Genomic DNA, 12,700 nt, shown 5'->3' with positions numbered 1-12,700 from the left:
GCGAGCGACGATGCCCGAACTGAGGTCCCGCACAGTCACCCACGGCCGCAACATGGCGGGCGCCCGCGCCCTTATGCGTGCCTCCGGTGTACCCGGCGCGGACATCGGGCGGAAGCCGATCATCGCGGTCGCCAACAGCTTCACGGAGTTCGTGCCGGGCCACACGCACCTCGCCCCGGTCGGCCGGATCGTCAGCGAGGCGGTCGTCGCGGCCGGCGGCATCCCGCGCGAGTTCAACACGATCGCCGTCGACGACGGCATCGCCATGGGCCACGGTGGCATGCTCTACTCCCTGCCGTCCCGCGACCTGATCGCGGACAGTGTGGAGTACATGGTCGAGGCCCACTGCGCCGACGCACTGATCTGCATCTCCAACTGCGACAAGATCACCCCGGGCATGCTCAACGCGGCGCTCCGCCTGAACATCCCCACGGTCTTCGTCTCCGGCGGCCCCATGGAGTCCGGCCGCGCCACCCTGGTCGACGGCACCGTCCGCACGCTGGACCTGGTCGACGCGATGTCGGAGGCGGTCAACGACAAGATCTCCGACGCGGACATCCTCCGCATCGAGGAGAACGCCTGCCCCACCTGCGGCTCCTGCTCGGGCATGTTCACCGCCAACTCGATGAACTGCCTGACCGAGGCCATCGGTCTCTCCCTCCCCGGCAACGGCTCGGTCCTGGCCACCCACACCGCCCGCAAGGCGCTCTACGAGAACGCCGCCCACACGGTGCTGGACCTGACCCGCCGCTACTACGAGCAGGACGACGACTCGGTCCTGCCCCGCAGCATCGCGACCCCCGCGGCCTTCGGGAACGCCATGGCGCTGGACATCGCGATGGGCGGCTCCACCAACACGATCCTGCACCTGCTGGCCGCCGCCCAGGAGGCGGAGGTCGCCTTCGGCCTCACGGAGATGGACGCCCTCTCGCGCCGCGTCCCCTGCCTGGCCAAGGTCGCGCCCAACGTCGCCAAGGACCGCACGTACTACATGGAGGACGTGCACCGCGCCGGCGGCATCCCCGCCCTCCTCGGCGAACTGCACCGCGCGGGCCTGCTCAACGAGGACGTCCACTCCGTGCACAGCCCGTCCCTGGCCGACTGGCTGAAGACCTGGGACGTGCGCGGCGGCTCCCCGTCCCCGGAGGCGGTGGAGCTGTGGCACGCGGCCCCGGGCTGCGTCCGCTCCGCCGAGGCCTTCTCCCAGTCCGAGCGCTGGGACTCCCTCGACGAGGACGCCGAGGGCGGGTGCATCCGCTCCGCCGAGCACGCCTACTCCAAGGACGGCGGCCTCGCCGTCCTGCGCGGCAACCTGGCGGTCGACGGCTGCGTGGTGAAGACGGCCGGCGTCGACGAGTCCATCTGGACCTTCGAGGGCCCGGCGGTCGTCTGCGAGTCGCAGGAGGAGGCCGTCGAGAAGATCCTCACCCAGCAGGTGAAGGAGGGCGACGTCGTCGTCATCCGCTACGAGGGCCCCAAGGGCGGCCCCGGCATGCAGGAGATGCTCTACCCGACCTCGTACCTGAAGGGCCGCGGCCTCGGAAAGACCTGCGCCCTGGTCACCGACGGCCGGTTCTCCGGCGGCACCTCGGGCCTGTCCATCGGCCACGCCTCGCCCGAGGCGGCGGCCGGCGGCACCATCGCCCTCGTCGAGGACGGCGACCGGGTCCGCATCGACATCCCGAACCGCTCCATCGAGCTGCTGGTCGACGACGCCGAGCTGGCCCGCCGCGAGCAGGCCCTGAACGGCGTGTACGCCCCGAAGAAGCGCGACCGCAAGGTCTCCGCCGCCCTGAAGGCCTACGCCGCGATGGCGACCAGCGCCGACAAGGGCGCGGTGCGCGACGTGTCCAAGCTGGGCTGATCCCCGCCCGAGGACCCCGCCCCCCTACCAGGCGGCGGGGTCCCGCCCGTCCACGCCGAACACGGAGCCGTCGGGCGCCCCGGCGTAGACGTGCCCGCCCGCGAGTACCGGCCGGGGCAGCGACGCCGGGACGCGGTCGGATTCGGCACCGAGCCGCGGCCGGGTCTGCCCGAGCAGCTTGCCCTCGCGGGCGTCGACGCCGAGGAGCCGCCCGTCGGGCGCGGTGACATACACGTGCCGGCCGTCGGAGACGGGTGCCGAACCCCGGCTCACCCCCGTCTCCAGCCGCCACTCCTGCTTCCCCGCCGCCATGTCGACGGCCACCAGCGAGCCGCCCGTTCCCATGAGGTGGACGGTGTCCCCGTGCACGCCGACCGCCGCCTGCTCGACCGGCACCGGCAGGTCCGCCCGGCGGGTCTCCCCGGTGGCGGGCGTGTAGCGGACCACGGCCTTCGCGTCGCCGTCGGCCACCGCTTCGGGGACGAGGTACACGGACCCGTCCGCCGCCCCCACGAGCGCCAGTGTCCCCTCCAGCTCCGCCTCCCACCGCACGTCCCCGCTGTCGGGGTCCACCGCGGTGACCCGGGTGCGCTTCCCGTCCGCGGTCCGGCTCGTCGCGTACGCCGCCGGCCGCCGCTCCCCGGCGAACGAGGTGAAGTACGGCACCGAGTGCCCGGGGATCCGGTGCGCCCACCGGGTGCGCCCCGAGGCGCTGTCCACGCCGGTGACCATCCCGTCGGCGCGGGTCAGCAGGAGCGTGTCGCCGACGCACCGCAGCCCGTCGTACGCGGGCAGGTCCTCCTGCCACGCCGGCTCGCCCGTGGCGGGGTCGAGCGCCTCCAGCGGGCCCAGCAGACCGACCTCGGGCTGCACGAGCCCGCCCGACACGACCGGCGGTTCGCTCCGCACGGCCTCCTCGACGGCGTGCCGCCACAGGATGCCGCCGTCGGCCGGATCGACGGCGAAGACCAGGCCGGGCCGCGCGCACAGCAGCCGCGGCGCCGCGTACGAGCACTGGGGCATGCCACCGCCCTTCTGGGCGGGCGTCGCCTCCCACGCGCCGAAGCCGCCCGGCGCACTCTGGACGGCGCCCGCCTTCCGCGTCGGCTCGGCACTGCCGCCGCCCCACACCTGGGCCGAGACCAGCCCGCCGGCCACGGCCAGGCAGAGCGCGCCGGCCACCGACACCGTCCGTCTGCCGAGCCGCCGCACGGGCCGCTTCCCGACGGTGTCGGCCCCGGCCGCGTGCTCCGCCCACGCGTCGTCCGTCTCCTCGGCCCCGTCCTCCCGCCGCGGCCGCCGCGCCGGTCGGAACACCTGCGTGTCGTAGGCCGCCGCCACCGACCGCAGCTCCCGCATCAACTCGTCCGGCGTCGGCCGGTCCTCGGGCTCCTTGGCGAGGCACCGCAGCACCAGCGGCGCGAGGGACTCCGGTACGCCGGTCAGGTCGGGCTCGTCGTGCACGACCTGGTAGGCGACGACGTACGGGCTGTCGGAGTCGAAGGGCCCGCGCCCGGTCGCCGCGTGCACGAGCAGCGAGCCCAGGGCGAACACGTCGGCGGCGGGGCCGACCTCCCGGGGCCGCCGGAACTGCTCGGGCGCCATGAACGGCGGCGTTCCGATCAACTTCCCGGTCTCGGTCCGCAGTTCGCTGTCCTTCGGCCGGGAGATGCCGAAGTCGATGACCTTCGGACCGTCCTCGGCGAGCAGGACGTTGCTCGGTTTCAGGTCGCGGTGCACGACGCCGACCCGGTGGATGTCGCGCAGCGCCTCGGCGAGCCCGGCCATCAGCCGGCGCAACCCGTCCTCGTCCATCGGCCCGTTCCGCTTCACCTCCTCGGAGAGCGTCGGCCCGGGGATGAACAGCGTGGCCATCCACGGCCGCCCGGCCTCCGGGTCGGCGTCCACGACCGGCGCGGTGAAGGCTCCGCTCACCCGCCGGGCCGCGGCCACCTCCTGCCGGAAACGCCCCCTGAACTCGGGGTCCCTGGCGTAGGACGCGTGCACGACCTTCACCGCGACGCGCATCCCGGAGGTGCCGCGGGCCAGATGGACGACGCCCATGCCGCCCGAACCCAGACAGGACTCCAGACGGTAGTGACCGGCGTACTCCGGAAGTTCCGCTTCCGCGCCCGCTCCGGCATCCCGCTGCGGCGCCATGGAACCACCCCCGTGCTGTTCGTTCGCGCGAGCGATGCTCGGAGCCTAGTCGATGGGGCGTACGGGACAGAGGCGGCCTGCCGAGCATTCTGTACGACTTGCGAACTGGTGTTTCATGGCTTGTTCTTGGGGTATCAACGGTGCCCCATGAAAGTCGTGGGGTTCAACGGGGGAGGATTTCCATGTCTGTCGACCAGCTCCGGAACATAGGTGACGGCGAGGACGAGAGGGTGGCCGAGGGCGCGGTGACCACGGTGGCCGCGGCGTCGGCTTCCTACCCGGTCGCGCCGGGTTACCGCCTCAACGTCCGCAGCGGCCCGGGCACCGGCTACTCCGTGGTGCGGGTCCTGTCCGAGGGCGCCAGGGTCACGATCAACTGCCAGCGCCCGGGCGAGTGGGTGCAGGGCCCTTACGGCACCTCGAACATCTGGGACAACATCGGCGGTGGCCAGTACGTCTCCGACGCGTACATCCGCACCGGCAGCGACGGTTACGTGGCGCCGCGCTGCTAGGCCCCGAGGACCGCGGTCGTGGCGGAGTGCCGTGACTGTCCGCGCGCTGTAACAGGGGTGTATGAGCGGGGGGTCGGGCGGAACGGCGTGCCGGTCCGGTCGGGTCTTGGCGATCAGAGACGCCCGCCGGTGCCGATGGGTCCCGGCGGGCGGGCACGCCAACCGACACCGAGGTAGGAACGATGCGCGTTCACAAGCTCACCATCGCGGCCCTGGCCGTCGCCGCCGGCCTCTCGCTCACGGCCTGCCAGAACGACGACGGCGCGGACCGGAGCGCCCCGCCGGCCGCGTCCACGGCGTCCTCCTCGAACGGCGGCTCGGGATCGGCCGGTTCGGACCAGGAGGGCGGGACGGACACCGGCGGAAAGAGCCCCAACGGCCAGGGCACCACCGCAGGCACGGGCACCGGCTCCGGCTCCGGCGACGGCGAGGACGGCAAGGCCGCCAAGTGCCGCACCGACGAGCTGGAGATCACGGCGGCCGACGCCACCGTCGGCGGCGACACCGAGGGCACCGTCGCGGTGGACCTGAGGAACGGCGGCGGCCGGGACTGCACGCTCGCCGGCTACGCGGGTGTCGACCTGAAGACGAACGCGGGCTCCCTGTCCGCGAAGCGCACGGGCGAGCAGGCTCCCTCGGTCCTCCTCGCGGACGGGGACACGGTGACCTTCGGCATCACCTACCCGATGAACGACTCGGGCGGCTCCGGCGTCCGCGTCACGGGACTGGTGGTGACCCCGCCGGACGAGACCAGGTCGGTCACCCTCGACTGGCCGGGCGCCGCCACGCTCCCCGTCACGGACGGCTCGGGCACCCCGGTGCGGGTCGGCCCGATGGGCAGCGCCGGCCAGAGCGGCTGACCGCTCCGCACGTGCCACTGGGCCGGTGTGCCGGGCCCGCCCCGGGCCCGCGCCGCGCCGGCGCCATAATCGACCCGTGAGCGCAGAGAACGGTACGAACGGCATCCCGGGCACCCCCGCGGGCTCCACGCCCCCCGCCGGCCCCCGCCCCGAACCCATCCGGTTCTACGGCACGACCTGGGTGAACCACGACAACGGCTATCCCGCCCGCCGGGCCGGCCTGGCCGTCGGCTCCCTCGCCGCGGCGGCCGCCGCCTGCTTCGTCCTCCGCATCGCCTACCAGGGCCTCCAGATCGCCGACATCGGCAGCTTCGTCTCGCTGCTGATGATCGTGATGTTCGCGATCTGCAGCGCCCTGGCCTTCCGCCACACCTGGTCCGGCTTCACCAGCCGCCCCGACCCCGACCGCCAGGCCTCCATGCGCGGTCTGCTGGCCATCGGCTTCGTCGGCTCGCTCCTCGCCTACTTCTTCCGCACCTTCACCGAGGCCCCGGGCGAGAAGCTCCACCGCGCGGAGTACGAGAACGCCCGCGCGGAGTACGAGAAGCGCACCACCCGCCGCTCGGGCAACCCGTCCAAGAAGCGCCGCCGCCGGTAGCGCCGGCTCAGCGCCCCGGCACCCGCCTGCCGCACCGCCGGTTCGTCCCCGAAAAAACCCTGCACTCCGCACCCACCCGGCCACCATGGCCGTATGACGACATCCGGGAACACGCCGGCACCCGCCCAGGACGCCACCCGCACCGCCCGAGCCCACTCCTTCAACGCGGCGGCGGCCCAGTACGCCGCCAACCGCCCCTCCTACCCGCCCGCCCTCTTCGACGCGCTGGAGCAGCTCGCCGGACGCCCCCTCGCGGGCGCCCGCGTCGCGGACATCGGCGCCGGTACGGGCATCGCCACCGCCCGACTGCACGCACGCGGCGCCGACGTGATCGCGGTCGAACCCGGCGCCGGCATGGCCGCCGAGTTCCGGCGCACCCTCCCCGACGTGCCCGTGATCCGGGGCAACGGCAACGCCCTCCCGCTCGCCGACCACAGCGCCGACTTCCTCACCTACGCCCAGGCGTGGCACTGGACCGACCCCGCCCTCGCGGTCCCCGAGGCGCTGCGCGTGCTGCGCCCGGGCGGCGCGCTCGCGCTGTGGTGGAACACCAGCGCCCTCGACGTGCCGTGGATCGCGGCGGCCACCGAGCGCGCGAACCGGCACTTCGGGCTGAACATCTCCGCCGAGCAGCGCGACCTCGGGCGCCCGCGTCGCCGATCCCGCCGGCCGCCTCGACTTCACCCACCGCGACATCCGCTGGAGCCGACGCGTCCCCCTCGCCACCCACCTGGCCAACCTCGGCAGCCACTCGGTCTTCCTGACCGACACCGAGGAACGCCGCACGGCCTTCCTGGCCGAGGAGCGCCGGCACCTCCTGACCGTCTTCCCGGACGGGATCGTCGAGGAGACGTACGACGTCCGCCTCCTGCTCGCGACGACCCCGGCAGCCCCGGCAGCCCCGGCAGCCCCGGCGACCCGACCGACTCCGACGGCTTGACGCGTCCGGCCCCCGGGAGGATTATTCATCACATGATGAATTACTCCTCCCCGCCCCCCGAAGGCCCACCCCCCGACGGACAAGGCCGCGCCCCCGCCCCACCCGCCGTCCGCGCCGAGAACCTCACCGTCGTACGCGGCCCCCGCACCGTCCTGCGCGCCCTCGACTTCACCGTCCCGCGCGGCCGGATCACCGGCCTCCTCGGCCCCTCCGGCTGCGGCAAGTCGACCCTCATGCGAGCGATCGCCGGCACCCAGGCCAAGGTCACCGGCACCCTGGACGTCCTCGGCCACCCCGCGGGCCACCCCGCCCTCCGCACCCGCATCGGCTACGTCACCCAGGCCCCGTCCGTCTTCGACGACCTGACCGTCCGCCAGAACCTCGCCTACTTCGCCGAGGTCCTCGCCCCCGGCCGCGCGGCCTCCGACCGCCGCCACGAGAACGTCACCCGGGCCATCGCCGACGTCGACCTCACCACCCACGCCGACGCCCTGGCCGGCAACCTCTCCGGCGGCCAGCGCAGCCGCGTCTCCCTCGCCGTGGCCCTCCTCGGCGCCCCCGAACTCCTGGTCCTCGACGAACCGACGGTCGGCCTCGACCCCGTACTGCGCCGCGACCTGTGGGCCCTGTTCCACTCCCTAGCCGCCGACCGCGGCGCCACCCTCCTCGTCTCCTCCCACGTCATGGACGAGGCCGAGCGCTGCCACCGCCTCCTCCTGATGCGCGAGGGCGAGGTCCTCGCCGACGACACCCCCGACGCCCTGCGCACCCGCACCGCCTCCGAAACGGTCGAGGAGGCCTTTCTGCACCTGGTCGACGAGGCGACGGCGACGGCCCGCACGAAGGAGACCGCCAAATGACCACCCCCACGGCCCCCACGACCACCCCCGCCGCCCCGCACCCGGCTCCCACCCGCCCCCTCACCCTCTCCCGTACCACAGCCACCGCCACCCGCGTCCTGCGCCAGTTGAGCCACGACGCCCGCACCATCGCCCTGCTGATGCTGATCCCCTGCGTGATGCTGTTCCTGCTGCGCTACGTCTTCGACGGCAGCCCGCGCACCTTCGACAACATCGGCGCCTCGCTCCTCGGAATCTTCCCGCTGATCACGATGTTCCTGGTCACGTCCATCGCGACCCTGCGCGAGCGCACCTCGGGCACGCTCGAACGCCTCCTCGCCATGCCCCTGGGCAAGGGCGACCTCATCGCCGGCTACGCCCTCGCCTTCGGCGCCCTCGCCATCGTCCAGTCGGCCCTCGCGACCGGCCTGGCGGTCTGGTTCCTCGGCCTCGACGTGACGGGCAGCCCCTGGCTCCTCCTCCTGGTCGCGCTGCTCGACGCCCTCCTCGGCACCGCGCTCGGCCTCTTCGTCTCGGCCTTCGCGGCCTCCGAGTTCCAGGCGGTGCAGTTCATGCCGGCGGTGATCTTCCCCCAGCTCCTCCTCTGCGGCCTGTTCACCCCGCGCGACAAGATGCATCCGGCCCTGGAGGCCGTCTCCGACGTACTGCCCATGTCCTACGCGGTCGACGGCATGAACGAGGTCCTGCGCCACACCGACATGACCGCCGCCTTCGTACGGGACGCCCTGATCGTCGCCGGCTGCGCCCTCCTGGTCCTCGCCCTGGGAGCGGCGACATTGAAACGCCGAACGGCATAGCCGGCCCGTCCGGCGTTCGCGGACGAGGCCGTCCGGGCATCCCGCGGACTGGACGCGACGCCCCACCCGCCCTCCTCGATGCGAGGATGACGACAACGGAAACGACGCACGCCAGACAGGGCACGGAGGGCACCGAAAGCCATGACCCAGAAAGTCGCAGTCCTCGGCACCGGCAAGATCGGCGAAGCCCTGCTCAGCGGAATGATCGGAGCCGGCTGGGCACCCGCCGACCTCCTGGTCACCGCCCGCCGCCAGGAACGCGCCGACGAGCTCCGCGCCCGCCACGGAGTCACCCCGGTCACCAACGCCGAGGCCGCCAAGTCCGCCGACACCCTGATCCTCACGGTCAAGCCGCAGGACATGGGCACCCTCCTCGACGAACTCGCCCCGCACGTCCCCGCCGACCGCCTGGTCATCAGCGGCGCCGCGGGCATCCCGACCGCCTTCTTCGAGGAGCGCCTCGCCCCCGGCACCCCGGTGGTCCGCGTCATGACGAACACCCCGGCCCTCGTGGACGAGGCCATGTCCGTCATCTCCGCCGGCACCCACGCCACCGCCGACCACCTCACGCACACCGAGGAGATCTTCGGCGCCGTCGGCAAGACCCTCCGCGTCCCCGAGTCCCAGCAGGACGCCTGCACCGCCCTCTCCGGCTCCGGCCCGGCGTACTTCTTCTACCTGGTCGAAGCCATGACCGACGCCGGCATCCTCCTCGGCCTGCCCCGCGACAAGGCCCACGACCTGATCGTCCAGTCCGCGATCGGCGCCGCGACCATGCTCCGCGACAGCGGCGAACACCCGGTCAAGCTCCGCGAGAACGTCACGTCCCCCGCCGGCACCACCATCAACGCCATCCGCGAACTGGAGAACCACGGCGTCCGCGCCGCCCTCATCGCCGCCCTGGAAGCCGCCCGGGACCGCAGCCGCGAACTCGCCTCCGGCACCAAGGACTGACAGGACGTACGTCCGCGGGGCTCACTTCGCCGCCGCCACCACGTCCCCCGTCGTCACCACCGACGCGAACCCGCCCCCGTGCAGCGACACCGCAGACGCCCGCGCCAGCTCGTCCGCGCTCTGCCGCCAGCCGAAAGGCCCCTCCAGACCGAAGGTGTACGTCGCGTCGAACGCGACGACGACCTCGTACCCGAGGTTCCCGCCCATCCGTGCCGTCGTCTCGACGCACATGTTCGTCTGGATCCCGGCCAGCACGAGCTGCGAGATCCCCGCCTCCCGCAGCCAGGCCCCCAGGTCGGGCGTCCCGAGGAACGCCGAGTTCACGCTCTTCGTGACCAGCAGCTCGGCCCCGCCCCCCTTCCCGCGCCGCCCCTCCACGTACTCCTTGAACCCGTTGCCCGCGTACCCGGACCGCAACGGCGACCCGGGCTTGACGGAGTCGTGCCGCACGAAGACGACCGGCCGCCCGGTCGACTGCCATACGTCGACAAGGGCGGCGATGTTGTCGTCCGCCGCCGGATTGTTGCGCACTCCCCAGAAGTCGACCTCCTCGAAGCCCTTCTGCACGTCAACGACCACCAGTGCCGCGTTCTCAGCGATGTCCATGCCCTCGATCGTGCCGCCGGACAGCACCAGGCCCCAGAGGCACAGAAGCCAGCGATCGATGCTTTACTGCCACTCATGGCAGCCCCCTACCGCGTCGCCCTCGTCGCCTTCCCCGGCATCCGGGCCTTCGACGTCTCCGTCATCACCGAGGTCTGGGGCACCGACCGCACCGACCGCGGCGCCCCCGCCTTCGACCTGCGCCGGGTCGCCGCCGACGGCACCACCGCCGTCCCCATGCGCGGCGGCCTCGCCCTCCACCCCGACCGCACCCTCGACTGGCTGAAGGGCGCCGACCTCGTCCTGGTCCCCGGCCTCGACGACCACCTCACCCCGGCCCCCGCCCCGGTCCTCGACGCCCTCCGCCGCGCCCACGCCCGCGGCACCACCGTCGCGGCCCTGTGCGGCGGCGCCTTCACCCTCGCCCAGGCCGGCCTGCTCGACGGCCGCCGTGCCATCACCCACTGGCGACTGACCGACCTCCTGCGCACCCACCACCCCCACGTCACCGTCGTCCCCGACGCCCTCTTCATCGAGGACGACAACATCTGGACCGCCGCGGGCACGGCCGCCGGCATCGACCTCTGCCTCCACCTGGTCCGCCTGGCCCACGGTGCCGAAGCCGCCGCCACCATCGCCCGCTCGATGGTCACCGCGCCCTTCCGCGCCGGCACCCAGGCCCAGTTCATCGAGCACCCCACACCCCGGGCCGCCCGGGACGCCGACGCCCTCGCCGCCGTCCGCGAACACGCCCTGCGCCACCTGCACGAGCCGCTGACCATCGCCGACCTGGCCGCCCGCGCCGGCATGTCCCCCCGCTCCTTCGCCCGCCACTTCACCGCGGTCACCGGCACGACCCCCCTCCGCTGGCTCCTGGAACAGCGCATCGCCGCGGCCCAGAAGCTCCTCGAACGCACCGACCTGCCTATGCCCGAGGTCGCCCGCCGCTCCGGCTTCGGCAGCGAGGTCACGATGCGCCAGCACTTCGCATCGCGCCTCGCCACCAGCCCCCGCGCCTACCGGGCCGCGTTCACGGGAGGCAGCAGCCCGATCGCCCGGTAAGCGGTGTCCACGGTCGGCCGAGCCATGGCCCGCGCCTTCTTGGCACCCTCCCGGAGCACGCCCTCCACATACCCGGGGTCCGCGCACAGTTCCTTGTGCCGCTCCTGCACCGGCCGCAGCACCTCGACGACGGCCTCCGCCGTGTCCTTCTTCAACGCGCCGTACGAGTCGTACCCACCCGCCAGCTCCGCCGGATCCCCGCCTGTGCAGGCGGCGAGAATCTCCAGCAGGTTCGCGAGCCCCGGCCGCTCCTCCCGGTCGTACACGACCTCACGCCCGCTGTCGGTCACGGCCCGCATGACCTTCTTCCGCACCACGTCCGGCTCATCCAGCAGATAGACGATCCCCGGCCCGACGTCGTCGCTCTTCCCCATCTTCGACGCCGGCTCCTGCAGATTCATCACCCGAGCCGCCACCGCGGGATTCGTGGCCCGCGGCACGACGAACGTGTGCCCGTACCGCTGGTTGAACCGCACCGCGAGATCCCGCGCCAGCTCCACGTGCTGCGTCTGGTCGTTCCCGACCGGCACCTCGTCCGTCCCGTACGCCAGGATGTCCGCCGCCATCAGCACGGGATACGTCAGCAGCGACAGCCGCACACTCCCGCCCCGCTCCCGCTCCCGCGCGGCCTTCTCCTTGTACTGGATCATCCGCCGCATCTCCCCGTCGGTGGCGACGCACTCCAGTACGTACGACAGCCGGGCGTGCTCGTCCACGTGACTCTGCACGAACACGGTGCACAGCTGCGGATCCAACCCCGCCGCCAGCAGCAACGAGGCCGCCTGCCGACTCAGTCTGCGCACCCGCGCCGGATCGTGGTCCACCGTCAGCGCGTGCAGATCGACCACGCAGAACAGGGCGTCCGATCGGTGCTGGTCCGCCGCGGCCCACTGCCGCATGGCTCCCAGATAGTTCCCCAGCGTCAGATGCCCGGTCGGCTTGACCCCACTGAAGACCCGCGTCATCTCTCCACCTCCTGGTCAGGGCCGCCGCCACCCGCCGGCCGCCCCTCCTGGAGGGAGATACGAGAACGGCCGCCGAAGCGGCGGCCGTTGAGTGCATACGTGCGTACGGCCGCCGTCAGGCGGCCCACCAGTGCCCGGTGCACGTACGCGTCATCACGCCTCCCACAGTACGTGTGCGGAGCCCGTCCCGCCCGGCGTTTGACACACCCGTCCCGCGCTCGTAGTGTTCTCCGAGTTGTCCGACGTGAGCGCCGACTCCGGTCGGTCCCCGGACAGCGATTCCGCAAGTACCAACCACTCCTCGACGAACAGTCGCGCTGTCGGCGTCGTCGTATTGTCGGTGCGCGTATTTACGGAATGAGGAATCCACGTCCGCCAGGACGCGGCCCCCGATTAGCTCGGGAGCCGGGAATCCGCTAGAGTCTCACCTCGTCGGAACGGCCCAACAGCCGCGAAGACAACCCCCTCTGACGGGGAATCAGAGCCCGAAAGGATCTGATAGAGTCGGAACCGCCGGAAAGGGAA

Annotated in this window: 11 protein-coding genes and 1 pseudogene; 9 read left to right on the top strand and 3 right to left on the bottom strand. The window is 72.7% G+C overall.

Annotated elements, in window-relative coordinates; genetic code table 11:
• Window positions 1–10: 10 nt before the first annotated feature.
• Window positions 11–1,864, top strand: coding sequence for a dihydroxy-acid dehydratase (gene ilvD / locus ACIQ6R_RS34130; protein WP_404186564.1), 1,854 nt, complete (start codon window positions 11–13; stop codon window positions 1,862–1,864).
• Between the two features lie 24 nt (window positions 1,865–1,888).
• Here ilvD and ACIQ6R_RS34125 read toward each other — a convergent pair whose 3' ends face one another.
• Window positions 1,889–4,024, bottom strand: a complete 2,136-nt coding sequence (locus tag ACIQ6R_RS34125; protein ID WP_404225700.1) for a serine/threonine-protein kinase — start codon at window positions 4,022–4,024, stop codon at window positions 1,889–1,891.
• A 182-nt stretch (window positions 4,025–4,206) separates the two neighbouring features.
• On the opposite strand from ACIQ6R_RS34125, the gene ACIQ6R_RS34120 reads away from it, so the two are divergent.
• The 7 genes and pseudogenes from ACIQ6R_RS34120 to proC all read left to right on the top strand — a co-directional run bounded on the left by ACIQ6R_RS34120 (window position 4,207) and on the right by proC (window position 9,545).
• Complete coding sequence (locus tag ACIQ6R_RS34120; protein WP_404186568.1) at window positions 4,207–4,536, top strand: SH3 domain-containing protein; 330 nt, start codon at window positions 4,207–4,209, stop codon at window positions 4,534–4,536.
• A gap of 182 nt (window positions 4,537–4,718) precedes the next feature.
• The gene (locus ACIQ6R_RS34115) at window positions 4,719–5,396 is read left to right on the top strand and encodes a DUF4232 domain-containing protein (RefSeq protein ID WP_404225698.1); all 678 of its coding nucleotides are present in this window, start codon (window positions 4,719–4,721) and stop codon (window positions 5,394–5,396) included.
• A gap of 76 nt (window positions 5,397–5,472) precedes the next feature.
• Window positions 5,473–5,994: an EamA/RhaT family transporter gene (locus ACIQ6R_RS34110; RefSeq protein WP_404225696.1), complete on the top strand. Its 522-nt coding sequence runs from the start codon at window positions 5,473–5,475 to the stop codon at window positions 5,992–5,994.
• Window positions 5,995–6,087: 93 nt separating this feature from the next.
• Window positions 6,088–6,934: pseudogene (locus ACIQ6R_RS34105) on the top strand (class I SAM-dependent methyltransferase).
• Window positions 6,935–6,966: 32 nt separating this feature from the next.
• Entirely contained in the window at window positions 6,967–7,794 is an 828-nt protein-coding gene (locus tag ACIQ6R_RS34100; RefSeq protein WP_404225694.1) for an ABC transporter ATP-binding protein, read from the top strand.
• Window positions 7,791–8,591: an ABC transporter permease gene (locus ACIQ6R_RS34095; protein WP_404186578.1), complete on the top strand. Its 801-nt coding sequence runs from the start codon at window positions 7,791–7,793 to the stop codon at window positions 8,589–8,591. The genes ACIQ6R_RS34100 and ACIQ6R_RS34095 overlap by 4 nt, the downstream gene beginning before the upstream one ends.
• 141 nt (window positions 8,592–8,732) lie before the next feature.
• Entirely contained in the window at window positions 8,733–9,545 is an 813-nt protein-coding gene (gene proC, locus ACIQ6R_RS34090) for a pyrroline-5-carboxylate reductase (RefSeq protein WP_375918021.1), read from the top strand.
• 21 nt (window positions 9,546–9,566) lie between these two features.
• Here proC and ACIQ6R_RS34085 read toward each other — a convergent pair whose 3' ends face one another.
• Window positions 9,567–10,151, bottom strand: a complete 585-nt coding sequence (locus tag ACIQ6R_RS34085; protein ID WP_404225692.1) for a cysteine hydrolase family protein — start codon at window positions 10,149–10,151, stop codon at window positions 9,567–9,569.
• 75 nt (window positions 10,152–10,226) lie between these two features.
• Here ACIQ6R_RS34085 and ACIQ6R_RS34080 point away from each other — a divergent pair, with 75 nt between their 5' ends.
• On the top strand, window positions 10,227–11,210 hold the full coding sequence (locus ACIQ6R_RS34080) for a GlxA family transcriptional regulator (RefSeq protein WP_404225690.1): 984 nt from the start codon (window positions 10,227–10,229) through the stop codon (window positions 11,208–11,210).
• Here the strand turns inward: ACIQ6R_RS34080 and trpS are convergent.
• Window positions 11,165–12,175 (bottom strand): tryptophan--tRNA ligase, encoded by a 1,011-nt coding sequence (trpS, locus tag ACIQ6R_RS34075; RefSeq protein WP_404225688.1) that lies wholly within the window; start codon window positions 12,173–12,175, stop codon window positions 11,165–11,167. The two genes, ACIQ6R_RS34080 and trpS, sit on opposite strands and share 46 nt — an antisense overlap.
• Window positions 12,176–12,700 lie beyond the last annotated feature (525 nt).

The sequence above is a fragment of the Streptomyces sp. NPDC096048 genome (assembly GCF_044763415.1).
Classification (GTDB): domain Bacteria; phylum Actinomycetota; class Actinomycetes; order Streptomycetales; family Streptomycetaceae; genus Streptomyces.
The sequence above is the reverse complement of the archived record's forward strand: the minus strand, read 5'-3'. Positions and strand labels throughout refer to the sequence as shown.